This window comes from Nocardia sp. NRRL S-836, from assembly GCF_001279525.1.
GTDB lineage: Bacteria > Actinomycetota > Actinomycetes > Mycobacteriales > Pseudonocardiaceae > Lentzea.
Map to the genome: position 1 here is coordinate 77939 of NZ_LGDY01000138.1, position 26239 is coordinate 104177.

25 protein-coding genes and 1 riboswitch are annotated in these 26239 nt (G+C 70.4%); of the genes, 17 read left to right on the plus strand and 8 right to left on the minus strand.

Translation table 11 applies throughout. The annotated features are described in order from the left end of the window. Nucleotides 1–83: 83 nt before the first annotated feature. Nucleotides 84–998 (minus strand): TAXI family TRAP transporter solute-binding subunit, encoded by a 915-nt coding sequence (locus ADL03_RS37885; protein WP_197289000.1) that lies wholly within the window; start codon nt 996–998, stop codon nt 84–86. Nucleotides 999–1157: 159 nt separating this feature from the next. Here ADL03_RS37885 and miaB point away from each other — a divergent pair, with 159 nt between their 5' ends. Next, nucleotides 1158–2651 carry a tRNA (N6-isopentenyl adenosine(37)-C2)-methylthiotransferase MiaB gene (gene miaB / locus ADL03_RS37890; protein ID WP_255353449.1) on the plus strand — a complete coding sequence of 498 codons (1494 nt, stop codon included), beginning with the start codon at nt 1158–1160 and terminating at the stop codon, nt 2649–2651. Beyond that, complete coding sequence (locus tag ADL03_RS37895) at nt 2648–3115, plus strand: hypothetical protein (RefSeq protein WP_197289001.1); 468 nt, start codon at nt 2648–2650, stop codon at nt 3113–3115. Before miaB ends, ADL03_RS37895 begins: the two co-directional genes overlap by 4 nt. A gap of 80 nt (nt 3116–3195) precedes the next feature. Here ADL03_RS37895 and ADL03_RS37900 read toward each other — a convergent pair whose 3' ends face one another. Further along, nucleotides 3196–4557, minus strand: coding sequence for a DUF349 domain-containing protein (locus tag ADL03_RS37900; protein ID WP_053738449.1), 1362 nt, complete (start codon nt 4555–4557; stop codon nt 3196–3198). 170 nt (nt 4558–4727) lie between these two features. On the opposite strand from ADL03_RS37900, the gene ADL03_RS37905 reads away from it, so the two are divergent. Genes ADL03_RS37905 through dapF form a run of 3 tightly spaced genes read left to right on the plus strand, consistent with a single transcriptional unit; the run spans nt 4728 to nt 7131 of the window. Then, nucleotides 4728–5408, plus strand: a complete 681-nt coding sequence (locus ADL03_RS37905; RefSeq protein WP_053738450.1) for an aromatic ring-opening dioxygenase LigB — start codon at nt 4728–4730, stop codon at nt 5406–5408. Beyond that, nucleotides 5405–6328: a tRNA (adenosine(37)-N6)-dimethylallyltransferase MiaA gene (miaA, locus tag ADL03_RS37910; RefSeq protein ID WP_053738451.1), complete on the plus strand. Its 924-nt coding sequence runs from the start codon at nt 5405–5407 to the stop codon at nt 6326–6328. Before ADL03_RS37905 ends, miaA begins: the two co-directional genes overlap by 4 nt. Next, entirely contained in the window at nt 6316–7131 is an 816-nt protein-coding gene (dapF, locus tag ADL03_RS37915) for a diaminopimelate epimerase (RefSeq protein ID WP_053738452.1), read from the plus strand. The genes miaA and dapF overlap by 13 nt, the downstream gene beginning before the upstream one ends. A gap of 34 nt (nt 7132–7165) precedes the next feature. Here the strand turns inward: dapF and ADL03_RS37920 are convergent, their stop codons facing one another. Continuing rightward, nucleotides 7166–8047 carry an SMP-30/gluconolactonase/LRE family protein gene (locus tag ADL03_RS37920; protein ID WP_053738453.1) on the minus strand — a complete coding sequence of 294 codons (882 nt, stop codon included), beginning with the start codon at nt 8045–8047 and terminating at the stop codon, nt 7166–7168. Then, nucleotides 8040–9281, minus strand: a complete 1242-nt coding sequence (locus ADL03_RS37925; protein WP_053738454.1) for an MFS transporter — start codon at nt 9279–9281, stop codon at nt 8040–8042. Before ADL03_RS37925 ends, ADL03_RS37920 begins: the two co-directional genes overlap by 8 nt. A gap of 54 nt (nt 9282–9335) precedes the next feature. Between ADL03_RS37925 and ADL03_RS37930 the strand changes: the two genes are divergently transcribed. Genes ADL03_RS37930 through ADL03_RS37940 form a run of 3 tightly spaced genes read left to right on the plus strand, consistent with a single transcriptional unit; the run spans nt 9336 to nt 12281 of the window. Next, nucleotides 9336–9836 carry a transcriptional regulator gene (locus ADL03_RS37930; RefSeq protein ID WP_053738455.1) on the plus strand — a complete coding sequence of 167 codons (501 nt, stop codon included), beginning with the start codon at nt 9336–9338 and terminating at the stop codon, nt 9834–9836. 25 nt (nt 9837–9861) lie between these two features. Further along, complete coding sequence (hflX, locus tag ADL03_RS37935) at nt 9862–11319, plus strand: GTPase HflX (RefSeq protein ID WP_053738456.1); 1458 nt, start codon at nt 9862–9864, stop codon at nt 11317–11319. 35 nt (nt 11320–11354) lie between these two features. Beyond that, nucleotides 11355–12281: a hypothetical protein gene (locus ADL03_RS37940; protein WP_053738457.1), complete on the plus strand. Its 927-nt coding sequence runs from the start codon at nt 11355–11357 to the stop codon at nt 12279–12281. A 263-nt stretch (nt 12282–12544) separates the two neighbouring features. Here the strand turns inward: ADL03_RS37940 and ADL03_RS37945 are convergent, their stop codons facing one another. Continuing rightward, entirely contained in the window at nt 12545–13651 is a 1107-nt protein-coding gene (locus tag ADL03_RS37945) for a cytochrome P450 (RefSeq protein ID WP_053738458.1), read from the minus strand. A gap of 124 nt (nt 13652–13775) precedes the next feature. On the opposite strand from ADL03_RS37945, the gene ADL03_RS37950 reads away from it, so the two are divergent. Further along, a complete protein-coding gene (locus tag ADL03_RS37950) occupies nt 13776–14525 on the plus strand; it encodes a helix-turn-helix domain-containing protein (protein WP_053738459.1) in 750 nt (249 codons plus the stop codon). Here ADL03_RS37950 and lexA read toward each other — a convergent pair. After that, a complete protein-coding gene (lexA, locus tag ADL03_RS37955) occupies nt 14500–15177 on the minus strand; it encodes a transcriptional repressor LexA (RefSeq protein WP_053738547.1) in 678 nt (225 codons plus the stop codon). The genes ADL03_RS37950 and lexA overlap by 26 nt on opposite strands. Nucleotides 15178–15400: 223 nt before the next feature. Between lexA and ADL03_RS37960 the strand changes: the two genes are divergently transcribed. From ADL03_RS37960 to ADL03_RS37970, 3 genes are all read left to right on the plus strand, one after another. Next, complete coding sequence (locus ADL03_RS37960; protein WP_053738460.1) at nt 15401–15685, plus strand: hypothetical protein; 285 nt, start codon at nt 15401–15403, stop codon at nt 15683–15685. Nucleotides 15686–15958: 273 nt separating this feature from the next. Next, complete coding sequence (gene nrdR / locus ADL03_RS37965) at nt 15959–16426, plus strand: transcriptional regulator NrdR (RefSeq protein ID WP_053738461.1); 468 nt, start codon at nt 15959–15961, stop codon at nt 16424–16426. A 65-nt stretch (nt 16427–16491) separates the two neighbouring features. Continuing rightward, on the plus strand, nt 16492–19317 hold the full coding sequence (locus ADL03_RS37970; RefSeq protein WP_053738462.1) for a vitamin B12-dependent ribonucleotide reductase: 2826 nt from the start codon (nt 16492–16494) through the stop codon (nt 19315–19317). Between the two features lie 38 nt (nt 19318–19355). On the opposite strand, the gene ADL03_RS37975 is transcribed toward ADL03_RS37970, so the two are convergent. Continuing rightward, complete coding sequence (locus ADL03_RS37975) at nt 19356–19934, minus strand: HNH endonuclease (RefSeq protein WP_082373822.1); 579 nt, start codon at nt 19932–19934, stop codon at nt 19356–19358. Between the two features lie 79 nt (nt 19935–20013). On the opposite strand from ADL03_RS37975, the gene ADL03_RS37980 reads away from it, so the two are divergent. Then, nucleotides 20014–20565 (plus strand): hypothetical protein, encoded by a 552-nt coding sequence (locus ADL03_RS37980; protein WP_053738464.1) that lies wholly within the window; start codon nt 20014–20016, stop codon nt 20563–20565. Here ADL03_RS37980 and ADL03_RS37985 read toward each other — a convergent pair. After that, nucleotides 20540–21328 carry a LysR family transcriptional regulator gene (locus ADL03_RS37985; RefSeq protein WP_053738465.1) on the minus strand — a complete coding sequence of 263 codons (789 nt, stop codon included), beginning with the start codon at nt 21326–21328 and terminating at the stop codon, nt 20540–20542. The genes ADL03_RS37980 and ADL03_RS37985 overlap by 26 nt on opposite strands. A 68-nt stretch (nt 21329–21396) precedes the next feature. Here ADL03_RS37985 and ADL03_RS37990 point away from each other — a divergent pair, with 68 nt between their 5' ends. The 4 genes from ADL03_RS37990 (at nt 21397) to ADL03_RS38005 (ending at nt 26237) form a co-directional block, all read left to right on the plus strand. After that, nucleotides 21397–22074: an ADP-ribosylglycohydrolase family protein gene (locus tag ADL03_RS37990; protein WP_053738466.1), complete on the plus strand. Its 678-nt coding sequence runs from the start codon at nt 21397–21399 to the stop codon at nt 22072–22074. Nucleotides 22075–22148: 74 nt separating this feature from the next. Then, a complete protein-coding gene (locus tag ADL03_RS37995; RefSeq protein ID WP_053738467.1) occupies nt 22149–24626 on the plus strand; it encodes a PEP/pyruvate-binding domain-containing protein in 2478 nt (825 codons plus the stop codon). Beyond that, a riboswitch (ZMP/ZTP riboswitch) is annotated at nt 24621–24705 on the plus strand. Its footprint overlaps the gene before it by 6 nt. Nucleotides 24706–24724: 19 nt before the next feature. Next, nucleotides 24725–25561 carry a bifunctional 5,10-methylenetetrahydrofolate dehydrogenase/5,10-methenyltetrahydrofolate cyclohydrolase gene (locus ADL03_RS38000; RefSeq protein ID WP_053738468.1) on the plus strand — a complete coding sequence of 279 codons (837 nt, stop codon included), beginning with the start codon at nt 24725–24727 and terminating at the stop codon, nt 25559–25561. Nucleotides 25562–25571: 10 nt separating this feature from the next. Next, nucleotides 25572–26237: an EcsC family protein gene (locus tag ADL03_RS38005; protein ID WP_053738469.1), complete on the plus strand. Its 666-nt coding sequence runs from the start codon at nt 25572–25574 to the stop codon at nt 26235–26237. Nucleotides 26238–26239: the final 2 nt, after the last annotated feature.

Genomic DNA, 26239 nt, shown 5'->3' on the forward strand with positions numbered 1-26239 from the left:
GGTGGCTGATGCGCCTGCTCGGCCGGCCGGTCGCGTTCGGCCAAGTGCCGGTCCGGGCCGCGATGAACTGCGAGCGTGCGGGCTCAGACCTTGAAGTCGCGGTAGTACCGCACAGCGCCGGGGTGCAGGAGCACCGGCGAGGTCTCGATCGCCGACCGCTGCTCTATCGTCCGCGCCGCCGAATGCGCCTTCACCAGGTCCGGCTGCGCCTCGAAGAGCTGCCGGACGAGCGCCTCGGCCACGTCGTCGGGCATGGAGTCGGTGACGAGCAGGAAGTTGCGCACCACCAGCGTGATCACCGGGCCGGACGGCAGGTTGTAGATGGAGGCGGGCAGGGTCGCCGACCCGTAGGTGGGGTACTGCTCGCGGAACGGCGGCAGCACGTCCCTCAGGTCGAGCATCCGCACCCGCAGGTCCCTGGTCAGCCGCGTGATGCTGCCCGTGGGCAGGCCGCCGGACCAGAAGAACGCGTCGAGCCGGCCCTCGCGCATCGCCTGCGCCGAGTCGTCCAGCCCGAGGTTCACCTGCTGCGGCGTCACGTTCGTGGCCTTCAGCAGGCTGCTCGCGATGATCTCGACGCCGGACTCCCTGGCGCCGATCGACACCCGCAGCCCCGACAGGTCGGCGAACTTCGTCACTGGCAGGTCGGCGCGCACGATGACCTGCAGGTAGTCGTCGTGCATCCGGGCCAGTGCCCGCAGCTTCGACCCGCCGGGAACGCCCTCGATCGCGTCGGCCTGCGAGAACCCGACCTGGGCCTGGTTGTTGACCAGCCGCAGGACGTTGTCCTTCGACCCGTTGGTCACCACGACCTGGGGCCGCGCGATGCCGAGCCGGCCGCTCCACGCGTCGGCCAGGCCGTTGCCCAGGGAGTAGTAGACGCCGCCCTGGGGACCGGTCGCCATCGTGATCTTGACGTCCTCGAGCGTGCTGCCGCAGCCCGTCAGGACCGTTGCGGCGGCCAGCAGGCTCACGGCGGCATGCACTCGTCCCAGCACCTGCGCATCGTGCCACGGCGACGTCGCGCGCCTGCACCCGACGAAAGGTTGGTCGCCGTGCCACGTGGTGACCGGTGGGCGGGAGGGTAGTGCCTGGTCAGGGCGGCACTCGGGCCGGCTGACCGCACACCGCCTAAGAGAGGCCACTGACCAGGGTTTATCGTGGTGGACGTGAGCACGGTGCAGGTTCAGAAGACTTTCCAGATACGCACGTTCGGGTGTCAGATGAACGTGCACGACTCGGAGCGGCTCGCCGGTCTGCTGGAGGACGCCGGGTACGAGCGCGCCGCCGACGACGAGCAGGCCGACGTCGTCGTCTTCAACACCTGCGCCGTCCGCGAGAACGCCGACAACAAGCTCTACGGCACCCTCGGTCACCTCGCGCCGCAGAAGGCCGCGAAGCCCGGCATGCAGATCGCCGTCGGCGGCTGCCTGGCGCAGAAGGACCGCAGCGAGATCGTCCGGCGCGCGCCGTGGGTGGACGTCGTGTTCGGCACGCACAACATCGGCTCGCTGCCGGTGCTGCTCGAACGCGCCCGCCACAACTCCGAGGCGCAGGTCGAGATCCTCGACGCGCTGGAGACGTTCCCGTCGGCGCTGCCCGCGAGCCGCGACTCGGCCTACTCCGGCTGGGTGTCGATCTCCGTGGGCTGCAACAACACCTGCACCTTCTGCATCGTGCCCTCGTTGCGCGGCAAGGAGAAGGACCGCAGGCCCGGCGACGTGCTCGCCGAGGTCCAGACGCTCGTCGACGAGGGCGTGCTGGAGGTGACGCTGCTCGGCCAGAACGTCAACTCCTACGGTGCCGAGTTCGGCGACCGGCTCGCGTTCGGCAAGCTGCTGCGCGCCTGCGGCGGGATCGACGGCCTCGAACGGGTCCGCTTCACCTCGCCGCACCCGAAGGACTTCACCGACGACGTCATCGCCGCCATGGCCGAGACGCCGAACGTGTGCCACCAGCTGCACATGCCGCTGCAGTCCGGTTCGGACCGGGTGCTCAAGGCGATGCGCCGCTCGTACCGCACCGAGAAGTACCTCGGCATCATCGAGAAGGTCCGCGCCGCCATGCCGGACGCCGCGATCACCACCGACATCATCGTGGGCTTCCCCGGCGAGACCGAGGAGGACTTCCAGGGCACCCTCGACGTGGTGCGCCAGGCCCGGTTCTCCTCCGCGTTCACGTTCCAGTACTCCAAGCGCCCCGGCACCCCGGCCGCCGAGCTGCCCGACCAGCTGCCTAAGGCCGTCGTGCAGGATCGGTTCGACCGCCTCGTCGCGCTGCAGAACGAGATCACCCACTCGCTGAACCAGGAGCAGCTGGGGCGCACCGTCGAGGTCCTCGTCGCCACCGGCGAGGGCAAGCGCGACGCCGAGACCCACCGCATGAGCGGCCGCGCCCGTGACGGCCGGCTCGTGCACTTCACGCCCGGCACCACCGCCCCGCGCCCCGGCGACGTCGTCGAGACCGTCGTCACCTACGCGGCCCCGCACTACCTCGTGGCCGACGGCGAGCCGCTGACGTGGCGGCGCACGAAGGCCGGTGACCGCTCCGAGGCGGGCCTCAAGCCCAAGACGCAGGGCGTCGGCCTCGGCCTGCCGTCCTTCGGCAAGCCGGCGCCGCTCCCCGCCGTCTCGGGATGTGCTGCCCGGTGAGCGACGAGGAGTACCTCCGCAGGGAGATCGACGAGGTGGAGCGCACCGCCGCACGCCGCATCGACCCCGGCACCGGCGCGCTGACGATCTCCATCGCGGTGCTCGCGCTGCTCGTCTCGCTGGTCCTGCCGTGGATCGGCGGGCACACCGGGCTGCAGGTCGTGCTCGGCGAGTCCACGACGTTCCTGCCGCGCCTGTTCGCGTTCCTGGCCTTCGGCGTCGGCGTGGTCGGCTCCGGCCTCACGCTCGCGGTGCGCCGCTGGGCGCTGGCGTGGGTGTGCTCGCTGGGCCTGTTCGCCGCGACCGTCACCGGCGTGCTGTCGATCTGGACCCAGCAGACCACCACCAGCAACAAGACGATCGGCCCCGGCCCCGGCATCGGCCTGACCATCGCGGTGCTGGCCGTGGTGGTGCTGCTGGTCAAGTGGCTGCGGATAGCCGCTTCCCGCCCGCCGCAGCTCTGACCGACGGCCGGCGATTCATCCCTGAACGGCCTGAGGGGCCCCTCCGCACGTGGAGTGGGCCCCTCAGTCGTCAGACCTGACTAGCGGGTCGCCAGCGCCTGCTCAGCCGCGGCGAGCCACTCACGCCACTGCGCGGCCTGCGCCTCGGCCTGCTCGGTGCGGCGCTTGTCGCCCGCGGCACGGGCCTTGGCGGCCTGCGCCTCGAACTGCTCCACCCGCTCGCGGAACTGCGCCACGCGGGCCTCGGCCTCGGGGTCGGAACGACGCCACTGCGCGTCCACCGCACCCCGCACCCGCTCCTCGATCGCGCGCAGCTTGCCCTCGAGCTCACGGATGCGCTCGCGCGGCACCTTGCCGATGGCGTCCCAGCGTTCCTGGATCTTGTAGAGGTGGTTGCGGGCCGCCTCGAGGTCGCCCGTCGGGTCGATCGTCTCCGCCTCGGCGAGCAGCTCCTCCTTCAGCTTCGCGTTGGCCGTGAACTCGGCGTCCCGCTCGCTGAAGGCCTCGGACCGCTTCTGGAAGAACGCGTCCTGCGCGGCGCGGAACCGCTGCCACAGCGCGTCGTCGGCCTCCTTGGGCGCACGCCCGGCGGCCTTCCACTCGACCATCAGCTCCTTGTAGCGACCGGCGGTGGCGCCCCAGTCGTCGGAGTCGATGAGCTTCTCGGCCTCCTCGACGAGCGCCTGCTTGGAGGCCTTCGCCACCGTGCGCTGCCGGTCGAGGTCGGCGAAGTGGGAGCCGCGACGGCGGTTGAACGCGTCGCGCGCCTTCGAGAACCGGCGCCACAGCTGCTCGTCGGTCTTGCGGTCGACGCCGCGGATGGTCTTCCACTCGTCGAGGATCTGCCGCAACCGGTCGCCGGCGACCTTCCACTGGGTCGACTCGTTCGCGATCGACTCGGCCTCGTCGACCAGCGCCTGCTTGCGGGCGACGGACTGGGCGCGGGCGGCCTCCTTGGCCTCCTTGGCCTTCTCCATGCCCGCCTCGGCCAGCGCCAGCACGTGCTCGACCCGAGCGGCCAGCGCCTTCAGGTCACCGACCACGGCGGCCTGCGCGAGCTGCTCCTTGACGTGCTTCGCGCTGGTCAGGGCGTGCTTGGGGTCGCCTGCGCCGGACGCGAGCCGCGACACCAGCAGCTCGACCTCGGTGCGCAGGTCGTCGAACCGGCGCGCGAAGTGCGCGAGGCCCTCGACCGGCTCGCCCGCCTGCCACGACCCGACGGCGCGCTCGCCGTCCTCGGTCTTCACGTAAACGGTGCCGTCGGCGTCCACGCGCCCCCAGCGGTCAGGGTGGTCCGACGCCACGGGGACGGCCGGAGGCGTCGCCGCCGCGGTCTCCTTCGGCGTTTCCTCGACTCCACCCTCGACCGCGGTGCCGTTCTCGACCTCAGTCTCGACGGTCTCGACCGCGACGGTCTCCGGTGTGCTGTCCTGCTCCGACATCGCCGGTTCCTCCCATCTGACGCCCGTGCCAGCCACGAGCGCCCCGCCAGCGGCGGGGCCGATGCAATACGGGCGCTGAGGGGTCTCCCGTCCCCAGTTCCCCGCGCGCATTCAAACAGGTCAGAGCTCGACTCGGTACTGGGAGTCCACGATAGGTAGCCTGGTTCGTCGTGATCACCCGTGCCGCGGTGGTGCCGCACCCGCCGCTTCTGGTGCCAGAACTGGTCGCGGGAGCCGCCGCAGAGACCGCCCCCGTCCGGGCCGCAACCGTTGCCGCAGCAGGGAAGTTGCCCGGTCCGTGGGTCGCTGTCGCGGTCGACGTCGGCGGCCCGGCGACGTTCGTGCCACCGCTCACCGGAACTTTTCTCGGCTACGGGGTCGACGTGCCGGTGACCCTGGGGGGTGACGGGCGCCCGGACCCCCGGATCCCGTTGCCGGTGCTCATCACCGCGTGGCTGCGCGAACGCTGCGCGGTCGAGGTGTCACGCGTTGAGCTCGTGCCCCCTGACCTGGCACCCGCCGACTGTGTCGAGTTTGGACGAGAGCTCGCCGGGCAGGACTGCGGCCTGCTCGTCCTCGGCGACGGCTCCACCCGCCACGGCCCGCGTTCGCCCGGCGCGAACGACGATCGTTCGGGACCGTTCGACGAGCACGTGCACGCCCTGCTGGCCGCCGCCGACACCGCCGGCCTGCTCGCACTCGACCCCGGACTCGCCCGCGAGCTGGGCGCGCAGGGCCGCGCGGCGTGGCAGGTCCTCGCCGGCGTGCCCGGTCCGTGGCGCTGCGCGAGCGCCGAGTTCTTCGCACCGTTCGGCGTGGGCTACCACGTCGCAGTCTGGGAGCGCCCGTGACCACACCCCCGAAGAGGGTTCCCATCGCCGTCGTCGGCCCCACCGCGACCGGCAAGTCCGACCTGGCCGTCGCCCTCGCGGAGTGGTTCGGCGGCGAGGTCGTCAACGCCGACGCCATGCAGCTCTACCGCGGCATGGACATCGGCACGGCCAAGATGCCCCCCGCCGAACGCCGCGGCGTCCCGCACCACCTGCTCGACGTCCTCGACGTCACCGAGACCGCGTCCGTCGCCGCCTACCAGCGCGAGACCCGCGCCGTGGTCGAACGCCTCCTCGCTGCCGGGAAGACGCCGGTGCTCGTCGGCGGCTCGGGGCTGTACGTGCAGGCCGTGCTCGACGACCTGAAGTTCCCCGGCACCGACGACGCCGTGCGCGAGCGGTACGAGGCGGAGCTGGCCTCGGCCGGCCCGGAGGCGCTGCACCGGCGGTTGCGGGAGCTCGACCCGGCCGCCGCGATCGCGATCCTGCCGTCGAACGGCCGCCGCATCGTGCGCGCGCTGGAGGTCATCGAGCTGACGGGGGAGCCGTTCTCCGCCAACCTGCCCAAACCCGGCCCCGCCCGCTACGGCACCGTCCAGATCGGGGTCGACCGCGAGGTGTCCGAACTGGACACCCGAGTCGACCTGCGCGTGGACGCGATGTTCGCGGCCGGGCTGGAGGACGAGGTGCGCGCGCTGGTGAAGCTCGGCCTGCGCGAGGGCAGGACCGCCTCGCGTGCCCTCGGCTACCAGCAGGTGCTGTCCGCAATGGACGGAGCGTGCACCATCGACTTCGCCGCCGAGGAGACCAAGCGCGCCACCCGCCGGTTCGTGCGCAGGCAGCGCTCCTGGTTCCGGCGTGACCGGCGCATCACCTGGTTGGACGGTGCGCGGCCCGATCTGGTGGAGGCCGCCGGTACCCTGGTGCCGTGGAGTTCGTGAAGGGGCACGGCACGGAGAACGACTTCGTCGTCCTGCCCGACCTCGATGACCGGCTGGACCTGACGGTGGCGCGCGTCCAGGCGCTGTGCGACCGGCAGCGCGGCCTCGGCGCGGACGGCGTGCTGCGCGTCGTGCGGTCCGACGGCAAGTGGTTCATGGACTACCGCAACGCCGACGGCTCCATCGCCGAGATGTGCGGCAACGGCCTGCGCCTGTTCGCCCGCTACCTCGTCGACGCCGGCCACCAGCCGCAGGGCACGTTCGTCGTCGCCACGCGGGCCGGCGACCGGACGGTGACGACGCACCCGGACGGCTCGGTCACCAACGACATGGGCCCCGCGCGCGTCACCGGCACCTCCATCGCCGCCGTCAACGGCCAGGGCTTCGGCGGCTTCGCGGTCGACGTCGGCAACCCGCACCTCGCGTGCGTCGTCGACACCCCGGTCGACGGCTTCGACCTCACCGTGCCACCCGGCTACGACCCGGTGATGTTCCCGCACGGCGTCAACGTCGAGCTCATCAACGTCCTCACGCCCGCCTCCGACGCCGGGGAGCGGGGTGCCCTCAGGATGCGCGTCTACGAGCGCGGCGTGGGCGAGACCCGGTCCTGCGGCACCGGCACCGTGGCGTCGGTCGCCTCGTGGCTGGCCGGCCAGGGCCGGACGACCGGCTCGGCCACGGTCGACGTCCTCGGCGGCCAGGTGACCGTGACGATCGCGCCGACGACCTCGACGCTCACCGGCCCCGCCGTGCTCGTCGCGCGCGGCGAGCTCGACAAGTCCTGGTGGGACGCCCTCGTCTGACGAGCTCCGGGCACCGACGCCGCCGACCGGTGTCTCAGCCGAGCTCGTAGACCTCGATCTTCCCGAGCCGCTCCGGCTTGACCACGCCGGGGTGCGAGTCCGGGGCGGTCAGGCACACGAGCTTGTCGCCGACGACGGCGACGGCGAAGCACGTCTGCGTCGTCTCCACCCGGTGCGTGACCGTGCCGCCCTCGGTCACCCGGAACACCGCGGGCTGCAACGCCGGCGCCACCCACACGCCGTCCCCGTCGCCGGCGATGCCGTCCGGCGCGATGCCGAGCTCCTTCACATCGGCCCACAACCTGCGGTTTTGCAACGATCCGTTGCGGTCGACCGAAAACGAGGTGAGCTGGAACGCAACGGTCTCGGCGACGACGAGGATGCTGCCGCTCTCCGACTGGCCGGTCGGGTCGGGCAGCAGCGCCATGCCGTTGGGGAACTTGAGGTCCTCGGCGGCGACGGAGACGGAGCCGTCGGGCTCGACGAGCGCGAGCGCGGCGCCCTGCGGGTCGAAGTCCGGTTCGAGCAGCCGGGCGACGCCGACGTCGTCGATCAGCCCGTGCAGGTCGAAGCCGAAGTTGCCGACGTACGCGCGGCCCTCGCCGTCGACGAGCATGTCGTTGGCGTGGTAGCTCGCGATATCCGATATATCGGCGTGCATGACGAGGTCGTCGCCGTCCAAGCGGCGGACGGTGCGGTCGAGCATCGACACGACGAGCAGGCGGCCGTCGGGCAGCCAGCCGAGGCCGGACGGCTGGCCGTCGAAGGCGACGACGACCTCGTCCTCGCCCGTCGCGAGGTCGAGTGCGTGCACCTCGCCCGCGTAGAAGTCCGAGTAGTAGAGGCGCCCGTCGGGGCCGCGCCGCGGTCCCTCGCCGAAGTGGAGACCGTCCCGCAGCACCGAGGTGTCAGCCATGGGCCTCGACGCTAGCCGCGCTCGGCAGGTCACGCATAGCCCTCAACGGCGACAACAGCACCCACACCACTCCGAGCACGGAGCCGACGAGCGAGATCCACAGCGTCGGCACGATCCCCAGCCACGAGCCCAGCCCGCCGCCCGCGAGCGCACCCAGCGGCGTCGCGCCCCACACCACCCAGCGGATCGAGGCGTTCATCCGGCCCAGCAGGTGGTCCGGGCAGATCGCCTGCCGGTAGCTCACCTGGCCGACGTTGTAGACGACGATGCCGAACGTCGAGATCGCGAGCCCGGCCATCGGCAGCACGAGCCCCCAGCCACCGGAGACGAACGGCAGCGCCAGGGTGAACGGCCAGGTCAGGACCGGGACCAGCCAGATCATCCTGGCCTGCCCGACCAGGGTGCCGAGCTTGTACGCCACCGCCGCGCCGAGCACGCCACCGACACCGCCCGCGCTCAGCACCAGGCCCGCGGTGCCCTCGCCGAGCCCGGCGGTGTTGAGCAGGAAGAGGATCAGCACGGCGTTCTGGATGCCGTGGAAGAAGTTCGACGTGCCGGTGCAGGCCACGATCGCCCGCAGCGTCACGTTGCCGAAGACGAACCGCAGCCCCTCCATCACCTCGCGGCGCAGGTCTGGCACCGCGTGCCGTTCCGGCGCTGGCTCCGCGGACCGGATGCGGAACAGGAAGAACGCCGAGCTCAGGTAGCCCAGCCCGGTGGCGAGCACGCCGTTGGCCGCGCCGAGGAACTGCGCGACGTACCCCCCGATCGCGGGTCCGGACACCTCGGCGACCGACATGCTGGCCTGCAGCTTCGAGTTGCCCTCGACGAGCTGCTCACGCCCGACCAGCGACGGCAGGTACGACTGGTAGGCCACGTCGAAGAACACCGTGCACACACCCACCGCGAGGCTCACGACGACCAGCTGCGGCAGGCCCAGCACGCCCAGCCACCACGCCACCGGCACGCTCAGCATCACCGCGGCGCGGACCACGTCCATCGCGATCATCAACGGCCTGCGGCGCACCCGGTCGACCCACACGCCCGCCGGCAGCCCGATGAGCAGGAACGCCATCGTGCCCGCCGCGGCCAGCAGCCCCATCTCGAACGGTGTCGCGTTCAGCACACCCGCCGCGAGCAGCGGGACCACCGTCATGCCGATCGTCGAGCCGAACTGGCTGATCGTGTCGCCGGCCCAGAGCCTGCGGAAGTCGCGATGCTCCCAAAGCGTCATGGCGGGGAGTCTGCGCTGAGTGATTGGAAACTGTCAATCACTTAGACTGCGGTCGTGCCCCTCTCCGAGAAGCGTCGTCCCGCGACCAGCGAGGAAGCCGCTGCCCTGAGCTCTGACCTGCGGTTGCGGATGATCCGCATGACGTTCGACCGCCCGCTGACCAACAAGGAGCTGGCGCAACGGCTGGGCAAGGACCCGGCCACGACGCTGCACCACGTGCGCAAGCTCGTCGCCGCCGGATTCCTGGAGGCGATGCCGCCGCGCGCGGGCAACCGGGGCGCGAAAGAAATCCCCTATCGGTCGACAGGCCTGTCCTGGGAGCTCGACAACAGCGAAAATGTGGTCGCCGTCGGCGAGGCGATGTTGCACGCTTTCCTCGGCGAGGTCGCCGACATCGGGCTCCGTGACGTGGATCAGAGCCGCCTGGTCGTGACCGTCGACCCGGAGGAACTAAAGCAGCGGCTCGCGTCGTTGATGGAGGAGTTGGCCGCGCAACCGGTCAGGCCGGAAGTTCCCCGTGTGGCGATCTACCTCGCGGTGTATCCGGGGGACTGAAGGTCCATGGGACGATGAAGGGCAAATGACGGAAAACATCCAGAGCGCAGAGTTCGACCCGGAGTTCGACGAGAAGTGGGACGACGACTTCTCGACGGGCGACTACGAGCGCGCCGAACGTGCCGCGCTGCGCCGTGTCGCCGGGTTGTCCACCGAACTCGAGGACATCACCGAGGTCGAGTACCGGCAGCTGCGCCTCGAACGGGTCGTGCTCGTCGGGGTGTGGACCGAGGGCACGGCCGCGGACTCCGAGGCCTCGCTGGCCGAGCTGGCCCGCCTCGCCGAAACCGCTGGTTCCGAGGTTCTCGAAGGCGTGGTGCAACGGCGTGACAAGCCGGACCCCGCGACCTACATCGGCTCCGGCAAGGTCGCCGAGCTGCGTGACGTGGTGCAGGCGACCGGCGCGGACACGGTGATCTGCGACGGTGAGCTCTCGCCCGGCCAGCTCCGGCAGCTGGAGGAGCGGCTCAAGGTCAAGGTCATCGACCGCACCGCGCTCATCCTGGACATCTTCGCGCAGCACGCGCGGTCCAAGGAGGGCAAGGCGCAGGTCGAGCTGGCCCAGCTGCAGTACCTGATGCCGCGCCTGCGCGGCTGGGGTGAGACGTTGTCGCGGCAGGCCGGTGGTCGTGCCGGTGGCGGCAACGGCGGTGTGGGTCTGCGCGGTCCCGGTGAGACGAAGATCGAGACCGACCGGCGCCGCATCCGCGACCGCATCGCGAAGCTCCGCCGCGAGCTCGCCGCGATCAAGGTCATCCGCGAGACCAAGCGCAGCCGCCGCGTCGCGAACGAGATCCCGAGCGTCGCCATCGCCGGGTACACCAACGCGGGCAAGTCCTCGCTGCTCAACGCGCTGACCGACGCCGGTGTGCTGGTGGAGGACGCGCTGTTCGCCACCCTCGACCCGACGACGCGCCGCTCGCTGACGCCCGAGGGCCTGCCGTACACGCTGACCGACACCGTCGGTTTCGTCCGGCACCTGCCGCACCAGCTGGTCGAGGCGTTCCGCTCCACGCTGGAGGAGGTCGGCCAGGCCGACCTGCTCGTGCACGTGGTCGACGGCTCCGACGCCATGCCGGAGAGCCAGGTCAAGGCGGTGCGCGAGGTGCTCGCCGAGATCAACGAGCGCAACGACGTGCCCATGCCGCGCGAGCTGCTGGTCGTCAACAAGATCGACGCGGTGGGCGACCTGGGCCTGGCCCGGCTGCGGCACCTGTTCCCGGACGCGTCGTTCGTGTCGGCGCACTCCGGCGTCGGCATCGAGGAGCTGCGGGCCCGCATCGCCGAGCTGATGCCGCGGCCCGAGGTCGTGGTCGAGGCGCTCGTGCCGTACGCCCGCGGCGAGGTCGTCGCCCGCGTGCACCGCGACGGCGAGGTGCTGTCCGAGAAGCACACGGAGTCGGGCACGCTGCTCAGCGCCCGCGTGCGCCCGGACCTCGCCGGCGTGCTCGAACCGTTCGCGACGAACGGATCGCTTGCTTGATCCCGCCTCCACCGGTGGACGTGTGCCCGGTAGCCATGCAGGAGCTCTCCGGGCTCACGTCCGACGGCAAGCAGTTCTACGCCGTCAGCGACAGCGACGACGGCACGCTGCGCATCCAGGTCCTCGGGCGCGACTGCGTTGTGAAGCGCACGATCACCGCGCCCGTGGACCCGTACGACGTCGAAGACCTGGCGATGGCGCCGGACGGCACCCTGTGGGCCTCCGACACGGGCGACAACAACAAGTCCCGTGCCACGGTCGCGTTGCACAAGGTGTCGCCCTCCGGCGCCGTCGAACGGTTCCGCCTCACCTACCCGGACGGCAAGCACGACGCCGAGGCGCTGCTCCTCGACCGGTCCGGCACGCCGTACATCATCACGAAGGAACCGCTCGGCTCCGCGCTGGTGTACCGCCCGACCGCCCCGCTCCGGACTGACGCGCCGGTGCCGTTGGAGCAGGTTGCCCGCGTGTCGCTGTCGACGACCGACACACCGGGCGGCCCGCTGGAGGGCACCCTCGACTCACGCCTGGTGACCGGTGCCGCCGCGATGCGCGACGGCTCCGTCGTCGCGTTGCGCACCTACACCGACGCCTACCTCTACCCGGTCCCCGACGGCGACCTGGTGAAGGCGCTGTCCGGCGACCCGGTCCGCGTGCCGCTCGCGAACGAGCCACAGGGCGAGGCCATCGCGTTCGACCCGGACGGCACCCTGCTCTCCGCCTCCGAGGGCGCCGGCACCCCGATCCGTTCGGTCGCGGGCGCCGCCGCCCTCGCGAAAGCCGCGCCGCCGACGACCACGACCCCACCGCCCGCGGCCGAGCAACAGCAGCAACAGCAGTCGGCGCCGTCGGAGACCGCGACGCCCTCGTCGTGGGGCAACTGGCCACTCGCGCTGAGCCTCGGCGGCCTCGTGCTCGTCGGCGCCCTCGTCATCGGCCTGCGCCTGCGCCGCCGCGCCTGACCCACACGCTGCTGACTCAGCCGATCCGCGACGACCGCGTCGTCACCCTCGTAGCTCTCGTCACCCGAGCTGCCCGGTGCTACGCCAGCGGCGTCGTTCACCGCGGTCGACGCGACGCACGGCTCTGCTCGCTCACGACCTCGCACCTTCGGTGATGTCGTGCGAAGCGTTTGCGCCGACGCCAACGAGGCACTCGCGCCGGGTGCGGCGGACGAAAGCCACACCAGCCCCCTCGCCGCACCCGATCCCGAGCACCGTTCGTCCTAGTCCCAGGCGACCGGCATGCCTTCTAGGCCGCCGATCACCAGGCTCGCCCGGTGCGGCAGCTCCTCTTCGGGCACGGCCAGCCGCAGCTTCGGGAACCGCGTGAACAGGCCGGGGAACGCGATCTTCAGCTCGATCCGCGCCAGGTGCTGCCCGATGCACTGGTGGATGCCGTGCCCGAACGCCAGGTGTCCCGCCGCACCGCGCGCCAGGTCGAGCACGTCGGGGTCGGCGTAGCGCGCCGGGTCGCGGTTCGCGGAACCGAGCTCGACCTGGACCGTGTCGCCCTTGCGCACGAGCACGCCGTCGACCTCGACGTCCTCCAACGCCGTGCGCACCGTCACCGGCGTCAGGCTGATGTAGCGCAGCAGCTCCTCGACGGCGGCGTCGGGCCGAGCCAGCACCGCGTCCACCCGAGCCCGGTCGCGCAGCAGCTCCAGCGTGCCGAGCGACAGCATGTTCGTCGTCGTGTCGAGGCCGCCGCCGAGCAACGCCATGCCCATCGTCGCCAGCTCGTCGTCGGTGAGCGGGTCGGCCGCGCCGGTCTCCGCGTTGACGAGGTCGCTGAGCACGTCGTCGGTCGGACGCGCCCGCTTCGCCGCGACCATCTCCAGCATGAACCGCTGCAACCGCTCGAACGCCGCGTACATCGCCTCGGCCTCACCGGCTCCCGCGCCGCTGGCACCGGTCAGCAGCACCGCGTCCTGCTGGAACTCCGCGCGCCGCTCGTACGGCACCCCGAGCAGCTCGCAGATCATCAGGCCCGGCACCGGCGACGCGAAGTGCTCCACCAGGTCCGCCGGCGACCCCGCAGCCGCCAGCGCGTCCAGCTGAGCCGCGGTGATCTCCTCCAGCCGTTCGGCGAGCAGCCGCATCCGCCTTACGGTGAACTGCCCGGTCAACCGGCCGCGGTACCGGGTGTGCTCCGGCGGGTCGTGGTCGGTGAACGCACCTGGCGGCGACTGCGGCGCGTCACCGGGACTGCCGGGACCGAACGGGTTGTGCATCAGGTCCGGCCGGATGCTGAACCGGTTGTCCGCGAGCACCGCACGCACACTCGCGTGGTCGTGCGCGCGCCAGCCGACGTGCCCGTCCGGATACGTCATCGGGCTCAGTGGCATTGCTTCCCCCTAGCAACGAGGTCTTTCCCCTACCTGCAAGCTAAATACGTTTGCGGACGACGGCAAAAGACTCGTTGCAATGGCCTGAAGCGCAAGGCACGATGAGGTCGTGCCTGGTAAGCGGCTAGACGAAGAGGAACGCCAGCTCATCGCCCAGTGGCTGTGGGACGGGCTGGGGTACTCCGAGATCGGAAGACGGTTGCAAAGGCCGGCCTCGACGATCCAGCGCGAGGTCCTGCGCAACGGCGGCCACAACAACTACCGGCCGGCCGCCGCGCACCGGGCGGCGAGCGAACGGGCGATGCGCCGGCTGCCGTCGGTCGACGACCTCGACGTCGACGAGGAGGCGCACTCGTTCGGGCGCAGTCCGGGCAAGGTGCAGGAGTTCCACCTCAGGCTCGTCGCGGCGTTCGTGCAGACCGGCATACCGCGCACGGCGGCGCGGATCATGGCTGAGATCTTCATGACCGACAAGGGCAGCCTGACCGCGACCGAGCTGGTGCTGCGGCTGTCGATCAGCCCCGGCACGGTGTCGCGGTCGACGGCCTACCTGCGCGACCTCGACCTGCTGCACGCCGAGCGCGACGGCAAGCGCGTGCGGTACTACCTGGGCGACGACATCTGGTACCGGGCGTGGCTGGCCAGCGCCGGGCGCAACCGCGTCTGGGCGCACACCTCACTGGACGGTGCCGAGATCTTCGGTCTCGACACGCCAGTGGGTGCGCGCCTGAAGGACATGGGGCAGTTCTTCGCCTTCGTCGTCGTGGACATGGAGGCCACGAGGCAGAAGTGGCTCGACTACTTCGAGAAGAAGAAGGCCGCCCGCGAGAGAGCTAGGGGAGACGCCGCAGGACGGTGACGACCTTGCCGAGGATGGTGGCCTCGTCGCCGTTGATCGGCTCGTAGGCCGGGTTGTGCGGCAGCAGCCACACGTGGCCGTCCTTGCGCTTGAACGTCTTCACGGTCGCCTCGCCGTCGATCATGGCGGCGACGATCTCGCCCTGGTCGGCGGTGGGCTGCTTGCGGATCACGACCCAGTCGCCGTCGGTGATCGCGGCGTCGATCATCGAGTCGCCGACGACGCGCAGCAGGAACAGCTCGCCCTCGCCCACGATCTCGCGCGGCAGCGGGAACACGTCCTCGATCGACTCCTCCGCCAGGATCGGCCCACCGGCCGCGATCCGGCCGACCATCGGCACGTAGGCGGGGGTCGGCTTGGACATCGGGTCGAGACCGGGGTCGATCTCGGAGGGCAGCATCCCCACCGCGCGCGGGCGGTTCGGGTCGCGGCGTAGGAAGCCCTTCCGCTCCAGCGCGCGCAACTGGTACGCGACCGAGGAGGTCGACGTGAGACCCACGGCCTCACCGATCTCCCGCACGCTCGGCGGGTAGCCGAAGCGGTCGACCCAGTCGCGGATCACGTCGAGCACCTTGCGCTGGCGCAGGGTCAGACCGGCATTGCCCGCGATCTCACTCACCTCTGTTGCAACAACAGCGGGATCTGGGTCGATCGTCTTGCCTGCCACGGTCGTTGTCCCTCCTCGCCGCCCCCAGTTCGAATGGGATTCCGGCCTCCGTCGATCTTCCCGGTCGACGGTAGTCGTGTTTGCTGCACAGATCAAACACCTGTTCGAGGTATTTGGCCGCGTGTTGTGGCGTCCGTGGCGCCGGTCTGGTAGAAATTCGCACGGACGTTCGATCGAACTTGTGTTCGATCAAGGTGCTTGACCTGCGATGGAGGGCGTCATGGCGGTGCTGGTCGAGAAGCGGTTGCGCGTTGTCGAGGACGCGGACGTCGCAGCGGGCCGTCCACTCCGTTCGGGTCCCCGTGTCATGCCCAGGCGCCCGGCGACGCGGCCGCACCCGGTCGTCGTTCCGGCCGCGCGCGAGTCGAGCTCGTGCGAGGTCCGGCCGAAGCGCGAGTCCACTCTGGAGCTGGTCGCGGCCGGCGTGCTGAGCGCTCTGACCGTCATCGCCCTGGGCGTGCTCTACCTCCAGCAGATGGGGGTCACGCCGTAAGGCGGCCCCCACATCTTGTGTTTCCTGCGCCCGCCATGACGTGTTCGCTCCGTCATGTGCGGGCGTCGCTGTGTAATCACCGCTGATCGCTCGCGGTTCCTCCAACCGAGTGACGCGCGACGCGCCGTGTCGAGTTGCGTTCCGCGTCGGTCGCGATCTAGGTTCTACCCCTACATCTAGTGGTTACACCGTCGTAAGTAGTCCACAGGTTGTGGGTAACCCAACCAGTGCGGCTGCTGCGTCGGGTGCTGCGCTGGGAAGGGGTGAGGTCGCGTGCGGTGTCCGTTCTGCCGCCATTCGGACTCGCGGGTGGTCGACTCCCGTGAGGTCGACGAGGGCCAGGTGATCCGTCGCCGTCGCTCCTGCAACAGCTGCAGCCGCAGGTTCACCACGGTCGAAGAAGCGGTTCTCGCCGTGGTCAAGCGCTCCGGGGTGACGGAGCCGTTCAGCCGCGACAAGGTGGTCGTCGGCGTGCGCAGGGCGTGCCAGGGCCGCCCGGTCGACGAGGACGCGTTCCAGCAGCTCGCGCAGCGAGTGGAAGAGTCGATCCGGTCGACGGGATGTGCGGAAATCCCGAGTCACGAGGTGGGCCTCGCCATTCTCGGCCCCCTGCGCGAACTCGACGAGGTCGCTTATCTGCGCTTCGCGAGCGTCTACAGGTCCTTCTCGTCCGTCGAGGACTTCGAGAAGGAAATCCTCGATCTTCGCACTGCACGGGCCGAAGCGGCCCAAGAGCAGTGATCCGCGCTCACTGAAGCGCGCTCATTCAGCCTTATATCTACGCACCAGCACGAGGGAGATCCACCGTGACCGAGACCGTCGGCGGCTCAGCCAAGAAGACAGCCGCACGGGCGGCTGCCAAGCCTGCCGCGTTGAAGGTCCAGCGCGTCTACACCACCGAGGGCCGCCACCCCTACGACGAGGTCACCTGGGAGCGCCGCGACGTCGTCATGACGAACTGGCGCGACGGCTCGGTGAACTTCGAGCAGCGCGGTGTCGAGTTCCCCGAGTTCTGGTCGGTGAACGCCACCAACATCGTCACCAGCAAGTACTTCCGCGGTGCCGTGGGCAGCGAGAAGCGCGAGCAGTCGCTGCGCCAGCTGATCGACCGCGTGGTGAAGACCTACGTGGGCGCGGGCAGGGAGCACGGCTACTTCGGCTCCGAGCAGGACGCCGAGATCTTCGAGCACGAGCTCACCCACATGCTGCTGCACCAGGTGTTCAGCTTCAACTCGCCGGTGTGGTTCAACGTCGGCACCAGCTCGCCGCAGCAGGTCAGCGCGTGCTTCATCCTCGCGGTCGACGACACCATGGAGTCGATCCTGAACTGGTACCGCGAGGAGGGCCTGATCTTCAAGGGCGGCTCCGGTGCCGGCCTGAACCTCTCGCGCATCCGCTCCTCCAAGGAGCTGCTGTCCTCCGGCGGCACCGCGTCCGGCCCGGTGTCGTTCATGCGCGGCGCCGACGCCTCCGCGGGCACCATCAAGTCCGGTGGCGCCACCCGCCGTGCCGCGAAGATGGTCGTGCTCGACGTCGACCACCCGGACGTCGTGGAGTTCATCGAGACCAAGGCGCGCGAAGAGGACAAGATCCGCGCGCTGCGCGACGCCGGGTTCGACATGGACCTCGGCGGCGCGGACATCGTGTCGGTGCAGTACCAGAACGCGAACAACTCGATCCGCGTGTCGGACGAGTTCATGCACGCCTACGAGAGCGGCGGCGAGTTCGGCCTGCGCGCGCGCCAGACCGGCGAGGTCATCGAGCACGTCGACGCCAAGGAGCTGTTCGGCAAGCTCGCGAAGGCCGCCTGGGAGTGCGCCGACCCCGGCATCCAGTACGACGACACGATCAACGACTGGCACACCTGCCCCGAGTCGGGCCGCATCACCGCGTCCAACCCGTGCTCGGAGTACATGCACCTCGACAACTCGAGCTGCAACCTCGCGTCGCTGAACCTGATGAAGTTCCTCGGTGACGACGGCAAGTTCGACGCCGTCACGTTCGCCAAGGCCGTCGAGCTGATCATCACCGCGATGGACATCTCGATCTGCTTCGCGGACTTCCCGACCGAGCCGATCGCCGACACCACCCGCAAGTTCCGCCAGCTGGGCATCGGGTATGCCAACCTCGGCGCGCTGCTCATGGCGACCGGCCACGCCTACGACTCCGAGGGCGGCCGCGCACTCGCCGCGACCATCACCTCGCTGATGACCGGTGTGTCCTACCGCCGTTCCGCCGAGCTCGCGGGCATCGTCGGCGCGTACGACGGCTACAAGCGCAACGCCACGGCCCACCAGCGCGTCATGCGCAAGCACGCCGCCGCGAACGACCTGATCCGCACCTACCACGCGAACGACTCGTCGGTGCACAGGGTCGCGACCGAGGCGTGGCAGCAGGCCCTGGAGATCGGCTCGAAGAACGGCTGGCGCAACGCCCAGGCGTCCGTGCTGGCCCCCACCGGCACCATCGGCCTGATGATGGACTGCGACACCACCGGCATCGAGCCCGACCTGGCGCTGGTCAAGTTCAAGAAGCTCGTCGGCGGCGGCTCCATGCAGATCGTCAACCAGACGGTGCCGCGCGCCCTGAAGTCGCTGGGCTACCAGGACGAGCAGATCGAGGCGATCGTCGAGTTCATCGGCGAGCACGGCCACGTCATCGACGCGCCGGGCCTGCGCCGCGAGCACTACGAGGTCTTCGACTGCGCGATGGGCGAGCGTTCGATCGCGCCCATGGGCCACGTTCGGATGATGGCGGCCACGCAGCCGTTCCTGTCCGGCGCGATCTCCAAGACGGTCAACATGCCGGAGAACGCCACGGTCGAGGACGTCGAGGAGATCTACTACCAGGGCTGGAAGCTCGGCCTGAAGGCGCTCGCGATCTACCGCGACAACTGCAAGGTCGGCCAGCCGCTGTCGGCGGGCAAGGGCGCGAACAAGGGCACCGAGGCCAAGACCGAGACGGTCGTCGAGTACCGCCCGGTGCGCAAGCGCCTGCCGAAGAAGCGCCCGTCGCAGACCGTGTCGTTCACGGTCGGTGGCGCCGAGGGCTACCTGCACGCCGGCTCCTACCCGGACAACGGCCTCGGCGAGATCTTCGTCAAGCTGGGCAAGCAGGGCTCGACGCTGGCCGGCGTGATGGACGCGTTCTCGATGTCCATCTCGGTGGGCCTGCAGTACGGCATCCCGCTGGAGTTCTACGTCTCGAAGTTCCAGAACCTGCGCTTCGAGCCGGCGGGCATGACCGACGACCCGGACGTGCGCATCGCAACCTCCGTGCTGGACTACCTGTTCCGCAGGCTGGCGCTGGACTACCTGCCGTACGACAAGCGCGCGCAGCTCGGCATCTTCACGGCCGACGAGCGTTCGGCGCAGGTCGCCGGCGAGTACGGCACGCCCGCGTCGTCCGATGTGGACCTGGAGGGGCTGCGCGGTTCCGTCGAGGCCGCACCGGCCCAGGTCGACGCGCCCGCGGAGACGCCGAAGCACGTCGGCAGCTCGACCGAGCTGCTGGAACTGCACCTGGGCAAGGCGGCGGACGCGCCGTTGTGCATGACCTGTGGCACGAAGATGCGTCCGGCCGGCTCCTGCTACCTGTGCGAGGGCTGCGGCAGCACCTCCGGCTGCAGCTGATCACCCGGTGACCACCTGCTGGGGGAGCGCACGCTCCCTCAGCAGGTGTCCGGCACCGTGATCCCGTGCCGGTCGGCCAGCTTCTTCTCGATCTCCGCGATCACGCACGCGATCGTCGACGGGTTGAGCCGCCCCTCTCCGAAGTGGACGACGGTCTTCGCGAACTCGTCGGCCGCCAGCGCGCGGCACTCCGCGTTCAGGGCCCCGTGGTCGACCGCGGCTTCTTTGAAGCACTCCAACGGCTTGCGCCCGAAGATGACCTCGAACTCCGCCCACCCGCGGATCGTCCAGTACGTGTCGTGCGACGGCACGGACGTCGCCCGCAGCCACCGCCACAGGTACCGCGGGTCGGCGTGCGTCGGCGCCTCGCGGTGGCACCGGCCGCACAGCAGCACGAGGTTGGCGGCCGTGTCGGTGCCGCCCAGCGACGCGGGAACGATCCGGCACCGCTCCAGCGCCGCCCGGTAGCCGCAGCGCCAGCACCGTTCGCAGGCCTCGCTCCAGTCGACGGCCACGCGCTCCACACCGGACCAGTGGTCGACGATCTGCCTGGCGTCCATCTGCCCTCCCAGTTCCTTGCCCCTCCTGTCGGCGGCGGAGGCGTTTGCGTTTCGCATGTGGGCGGTCGTGATAGAACAACGGCAAAGGGGCGGCCATCTCCCGGCCGTCCCTTTCCGTGTTGCTGCAGGGGGATGGATGCGTTCGTTCGACGACTTGCGCGGCTACTTGTTCGACCAGCTCAACGCCGCGATCCGGCGTCCGGGCATGCACGGTGGCGAGCCGGTGATCCTCACGCTGTTCGACGCGCTGGCGTTCGCCGACGGCCGCGCGGACCGGTGGCAGGCCGAACTCGAGTCGCTGGTGACGCGGGGTGCGGCGAACGCGGCGATGGTCACGGGCGCCGTGCACGAGGTGCTCGGGTACCGCAGCGAGGACGTGATGGCGTCGGTGTACGCGGACCTCGCGCACCGGCAGGGCTGGCTGACGCTGGACACCGACAGCCGGATACCGGGCGTGCTCGGTGAGGGCGACTGCGTGCTGACCGAGGTGGTCGAGGAGTACGGGGCGCCGCCGCTGTGGTTCGGCGGCACGAACCCGGCCTACCCGAAGACGCTCGGCTACCCGGACCGGTCAGGGGCGCTGGTGTTCTTCCACTTCATGCCGGAGCTGCGGCTGATGGCGGTGCGGCGGGGCGACGGCGACTTCCGGGAGAGCTTCCTGTTCACGCCCGCCGGGCGATCTCGGTGAACTCCGCGATGAGCGGCGTCCGGCGGTGTGCTGCCCACGCCAGGGCGACCTCGTTCGGTGCGATGTCCTCGATCGGCACGTGCACCAGGTCCTCGCGCGAGTAGAACACCGCGGTCGACAACGGCAGGATCGCGACGCCGCCGTGCATCGCGACGTGTTCCAGCTTCTCCTCGACGGAACGCAGGCCCGGCGGGTCGGCGTGGTGCACGCGCCGTTCGCCGGAGAGGTCCGCCTCCCGCACGCTTTCCTTGCCCGCCAACCGGTGCGTGACCGGTAGGACGGCCACCCGAGGCTCGCTGAACAACGGCACGCAGCGCAGCCCCTCCAGCGGAACGGGCAGCCGCACGTACCCGACGTCGACGCGGCCGTCGTGGATCACCTCGACCTGGTCGTCCCACGTCGTGCGCACCACATCCACCCGCAGGCCGGGGTGGCGCGCGGACAGGGCGCGCAGCGCGGGCGTCACGATCAGGCCCGGCATGAACCCGACGGTGAACTTGTCCGCCGCCCCCACCCGCCGCAGCAGCGCCGAAGCCTGGGCGAGCAACGGGCGTGCGTCGGCCAGCAGCGCCGCACCGGCCGGCGTCAGCTCCGTGCCCTTCGAGGAACGGTCGAACAGCCGCACCTTCAGCTCGGCCTCGAGCGCGCGGATCTGCCGCGACAGCACGGGCTGCGCGATGTGCAACACCTCGGCGGCACGGCCGAAGTTGCGTTGCTCCGCGACCGCTACGAAATACCGCAGCTTCCGCAGGTCCAGATCCATCTCCCCAGGGTAGGGCAGGGCAGGAAAAAGCGCTGAAAATGTTGTGGGACAAGGTAAAATCGAACCCGATGCGCATCGTTCTGCACGCACGTGCGCGCCTGGATCTCGCATACGACTCGCTCGACGGCCTGTCCGTCGGCGACGGGCTGGGCGCACAGTTCTTCATGGTCGGCCGCTCGCTGTCCGACCTCGTGGCCGGTGAGCCGCCACGAGGGCCCTGGGATTGGACCGACGACACAGAGATGGCCTGCAACCTCGTCACCGAGCTCCGCGACCACGGCGAGATCGATCAGGACCGGCTCGCCGCGTTGTTCGCCGACCGCTGCGAGCCCTACCGGGGTTACGGCGCCGGCGCGTTCACGATCCTGCGCAAGTTCCGTCAGGGCACACCGTGGCGGCAGGCGGCCGGCAGCGCGTTCGACGGCCAGGGGTCGTGCGGCAACGGCGCCGCCATGCGGATCGCCCCGCTCGGTGCCTACTTCGCCGGCGACCCGGACGCCGTGACGGTTCAGGCGATCCGGGCCAGCGAGGTCACGCACCAGCACCCGGAGGCTCAGGACACCGTGCCGTTCACGCTCTGGGTGGCGGCACATCACCTCGACGACTACCGCACCGCGATCACGACGTGCATCAGGGCCGGGGGAGACATCGACACCACCGCGGCGATCGTCGGCGGCATCGTCACCCGCCCGCCGCGGACCTGGCTGGCCGGACGGGAACCGCTGCCGGAGTGGGTGACCCGCTAGACTTATTCATCACCTGTTGAGTTTTCAGCCCACTGCTCGTAGCCTCGGTTCCAGGCGAGGTCTGGAGGAGTGCGATGGGGTTCGTCAGGGACTTCGGCGAGATCGACGGCACGATGACGGCCCTGGTCGGCGGTAAGGCGGCGAACCTGGGCGAGCTCACCCGCGCGGGGCTTCCGGTGCCGCGGGGCTTCTGCGTCACGACGGACGCGTACCGGGTGGTCGCCCAGGCCGGCGAGCTGGCGGCCACCACGCCCGAGAACGCCCGCCGCACCGTTCTGGAGACGCCGGTGCCGCTGGAGGTCCGGGACGCGGTCGTGGCCTGCTACCGCGGGCTCGGCGACCGCGTCTCGGTCGCGGTGCGCTCCAGCGCGACGGCGGAGGACCTGCCGTTCGCGAGCTTCGCGGGCCAGCAGGACACGTTCCTCAACGTCGTCGGTGAGGACGCCGTGGTCGACGCGGTCCGCCGCTGCTGGGCCTCGCTGTGGACCGACCGCGCGGTCAGCTACCGCGAGACGAACGGCATCGACCACACCACCGCCTACCTGGCCGTGGTGGTGCAACGGATGGTGCAGTCCGCCGTCTCCGGCGTCATGTTCACCGCGAACCCGGTCACCGGCACGCGCGACCAGGTCGTCATCGACGCGAGCCCCGGCCTGGGCGAGGCGGTCGTGTCCGGCGCGGTCAACCCGGACCACTTCGTCGTCAGCGGCACCGAGGTCGTGGAGAGGCGGCTGGGGGACAAGCGGTTCGTCATCCGGTCCGTGCCCGGCGGCGGTACCGAGCACGTCGAGGTCGGCCACGACGACGAACCGTGCCTGACCGATGAGCAGATTCACGCGCTCGCGGAGCTCGGGCGCAGGACCCAGGCGCACTACGGCAGCCCGCAGGACATCGAGTGGGCGATCGACGCCGACGGCGCGTTGCACCTCGCCCAGTCGCGGCCGATCACGACGCTGTTCCCGTTGCCGGACAACAATAAGCCCGGTCACGCCTACTTCTGCTTCAGCCTCGCCCAGGGCCTGGAGCGGCCGATCACGCCGATGGGCCGCGCGGCGTTCCGGGAGATCGCCGGATCCGCGTTCGAGATCGTCATCGGTGATCCGGTGAGTGAGTCCTGTGTGGAGGCCGGTGAGCGGATCTTCTTCGACGTCACCAAGGTGTTGCGGAGCAGGGTGGGCCGCGAGTTCGTCACCCGGTTGCTGGCGGTCATGGAGGCGCGGTCGGCGGAGGTGCTGCGCGGGCTGTTCGACGACCCGCGCTTCACCGTCACGAGCTCCTCGCCGGTGCCCGCGCTGAGGCGGGTGTTCCAGCTCGCACGCCGTTTCCACGCGCCCGCCACGGTGCTCAAGGCGCTCGTCGACCCGGAGAAGGCCGCGCGCACCGCGTTGCTCCTGGAACGCGAGGTGCTGGCGAAGTCGGCGAACCTGACCGTCGAACAGGCGCTGCGGCAGTGCGTCGTCCCGGTGCTGCCCGGGCTCGCGCCGACCGCGCTCGTCGGGTTCGCGCTGCTGTGGCTCGTCGGCAAGGTCGTCAGGGTCGGGCCGGGCGAGCTGCAGACGGTGCTGCGCGGCCTGCCGAACAACGTCACCACCGAGATGGACCTGGCGATGTGGGACCTCGCGCGGGAGATCCGCCACGACCCCGTCGCCCTGCGGCAGTGCGAGAACGGCGAACGCCCGGCCGCGCTGGACGCGTTCCTGGCGAGGTGGGGGCACCGGGCCGTCGCCGAGATCGACCTGGGCCTGCCGCGCTGGTCCGACGACCCCACGCACGTCGTCGGCGTCGTGCGCAACCTCCTGCGCCTGGAGGACGAGAACGCCGCGCCGGACCTGGTCTTCGCCCGCGGTGCCGCCCAGGCCGAGGCGATGATCGAGACGCTGGCACGGCGTGCGCTCGGACGCGGCTGGTTCGTGCGGTTCGCGTTGCGCCGCACCCGACTGCTCGCCGGTCTGCGCGAGTACCCGAAGTACCTGGTCATCACGTTGTTCGGGGCGCTGCGCAAGCGGATCGCGCAAACCGGCTCCGAGCTCGCGGAGCAGGGCAGGATCGGCCAGGCCGACGACGTGTACTTCCTGACGTTCGAGGAGATGCGCTCGCCGCGGGGCGATCTGCGCGAGGTCGTGGCACGCCGGCGTGAGGTCTACGACCGCGAGATGCGGCGCAGGCACATCCCGCGCGTGCTGCTCTCCGACGGCACCGACGCCGAGTCCGTGCACCACGGCACCGCGGCGGAGGGCGACCTCGTCGGCACCCCGGCGTCGGCGGGCACGGTCACCGGCGTCGCGCGCGTCGTGATGGACCCGGTCGGCGCGCACCTCGAACCCGGCGAGATCCTCGTGGCGCCGTCGACGGATCCGGGCTGGACGCCGTTGTTCCTGACCGCGGGCGGGCTCGTGATGGAGATGGGCGGTGCCAACTCGCACGGCGCGGTCGTGGCGCGGGAGTACGGCATCCCGGCCGTGGTCGGGGTGCGCGAGGCCGTGACGAGGATCAAGACTGGCGAGCGCATCACGGTCGACGGCGGCACCGGTGCGGTGACTACACTCGGCTGAGGCCGTGACTGGCGCACATCAAGGTGGGTCACCACCGGGGAGCGGCCGTGCCGACCTGCCGCGCGCCTGGGCGAATCCGATCTGCGCGGAGGCAGCCCATGTTGATGTCAGGGACCGAGCTCGCACGCGACATCGTGCGCCGAGCGGCCGGGAAGGCAGCCGACCACACCAGGCGCACGGGCCGCAAACCGTGTCTGGCCACGGTGATCGTCGGCGAGGACCCGGCCTCGGTCACGTACGTGCGGATGAAGCAGAACCGGTGCCGTCAGGCGGGGCTGGAGTCCCGGCACGTGGCACTGCCGGAGGAGACCTCGACCGAGGAGCTCGTCGCCAAGATCTCCGAGCTCTCCGCCGACCCGGACGTGCACGGCATCCTGCTGCAGCACCCCGTTCCGCACCACATCGACGAACGGGCGGCGTTCGAGGCGATCGCGCCGCACAAGGACGTCGACGGCGTGACGATGCACTCGTTCGCCGGGATGTCGTTCGGGCACAACGACTTCCAGTCGTGCACGCCCGGCGGGATCATGCGCCTGCTGGACGCCTACGACGTGGACGTCGCCGGCAAGCACGCCGTGGTGATCGGCCGCAGCCCCATCCTCGGCAAGCCCGCCGCGATGCTGCTGCTGGCCCGCGACGCGACCGTCACGATCTGCCACTCGAAGACCGTCGGCCTCGCGGACGTCGTGCGCACCGCCGACGTCGTGGTCGCCGCCGTCGGCAAGCCGCGGTTCGTCCAGGGCGACTGGATCAAGCCCGGCGCCGTCGTGATCGACGCCGGCTACAACGAGGGCAACGTCGGCGACGTGGACTTCGACGCGGCCGTCGGGCACGCGGGCCTCATCACGCCCGTGCCCGGCGGAGTGGGGCCGACGACCATCGCGGTTCTGCTGGAACAGACCGTTGACGCGTCACTGCGGCAGCTGGACGCGTAATCTCGGGGGTGTGGCCGACTCCAAGGGTGAGCTGAGCAAGGCTCAGCAGGGCATCGCCGACTACCTGCTGCGCGCCGGTGTGGACGGGTTCGGGCCGTTCAAGAGCGCCCGCGAAGCCGCGTCCGACGCTCTGGCGAAGAAGGGCGACGAGACCGCCGCGATCAGGCACCTGATCCGCACGCACGTGGCGCTGGCCGGCGCGCAGGGGTTCATCACGAACCTCGGCGGGCTGATCACGCTGCCGATCTCGCTGCCGTCCAACGTCGCGGCCGCGTACGTGATCCAGACGCACCTCATCGCGTCGATCGCGTCGCTGCGCGGCCACGACGTGGACAGCGAGGAGGTGCAGACGGCGATCCTGCTGTGCCTGCTCGGCAACGCCGGAACCGAGCTGTTCAAAAAGGTCGGCATCAAGCAGTTCACCAAGAAGGCCGCTTCGGCGCTCATCACGAAATACGGTACGAAAAAGCTCGGCACGGTCGTCGTGAAGGGCGTTCCGCTGGTGGGCGGCGTCATCGGCGGTGGCGTCGACGCCGCCTCCACCCGAGCGGTCGGCGCATTCGCGAACCGCTACTTCGCCCAGGTCGATCGGGAACACCCGTTGCCGAAGGTCATCGACGGCGAAGTGGTGTCCGTGGAGGTCGAAGAAGCGGACGGAACGGCCGGGTCGCGCTAGTC

Coding starts and splice junctions, on each gene's coding strand:
- ADL03_RS37920 (WP_053738453.1), bottom strand. CDS start 8,047: ATGGCTGACACCTCGGTGCTGCGGGACGGTCTCCACTTCGGCGAGGGA.
- ADL03_RS37985 (WP_053738465.1), bottom strand. CDS start 21,328: ATGGATCTGGACCTGCGGAAGCTGCGGTATTTCGTAGCGGTCGCGGAG.
- ADL03_RS37990 (WP_053738466.1), top strand. CDS start 21,397: ATGCGCATCGTTCTGCACGCACGTGCGCGCCTGGATCTCGCATACGAC.
- ADL03_RS37945 (WP_053738458.1), bottom strand. CDS start 13,651: ATGACGTATCCGGACGGGCACGTCGGCTGGCGCGCGCACGACCACGCG.
- ADL03_RS37925 (WP_053738454.1), bottom strand. CDS start 9,281: ATGACGCTTTGGGAGCATCGCGACTTCCGCAGGCTCTGGGCCGGCGAC.
- ADL03_RS37900 (WP_053738449.1), bottom strand. CDS start 4,557: ATGTCGGAGCAGGACAGCACACCGGAGACCGTCGCGGTCGAGACCGTC.
- ADL03_RS37995 (WP_053738467.1), top strand. CDS start 22,149: ATGGGGTTCGTCAGGGACTTCGGCGAGATCGACGGCACGATGACGGCC.
- ADL03_RS37940 (WP_053738457.1), top strand. CDS start 11,355: ATGCAGGAGCTCTCCGGGCTCACGTCCGACGGCAAGCAGTTCTACGCC.
- hflX (WP_053738456.1), top strand. CDS start 9,862: ATGACGGAAAACATCCAGAGCGCAGAGTTCGACCCGGAGTTCGACGAG.
- ADL03_RS37980 (WP_053738464.1), top strand. CDS start 20,014: ATGCGTTCGTTCGACGACTTGCGCGGCTACTTGTTCGACCAGCTCAAC.
- ADL03_RS38000 (WP_053738468.1), top strand. CDS start 24,725: ATGTTGATGTCAGGGACCGAGCTCGCACGCGACATCGTGCGCCGAGCG.
- ADL03_RS37960 (WP_053738460.1), top strand. CDS start 15,401: ATGGAGGGCGTCATGGCGGTGCTGGTCGAGAAGCGGTTGCGCGTTGTC.
- ADL03_RS37975 (WP_082373822.1), bottom strand. CDS start 19,934: ATGCGAAACGCAAACGCCTCCGCCGCCGACAGGAGGGGCAAGGAACTG.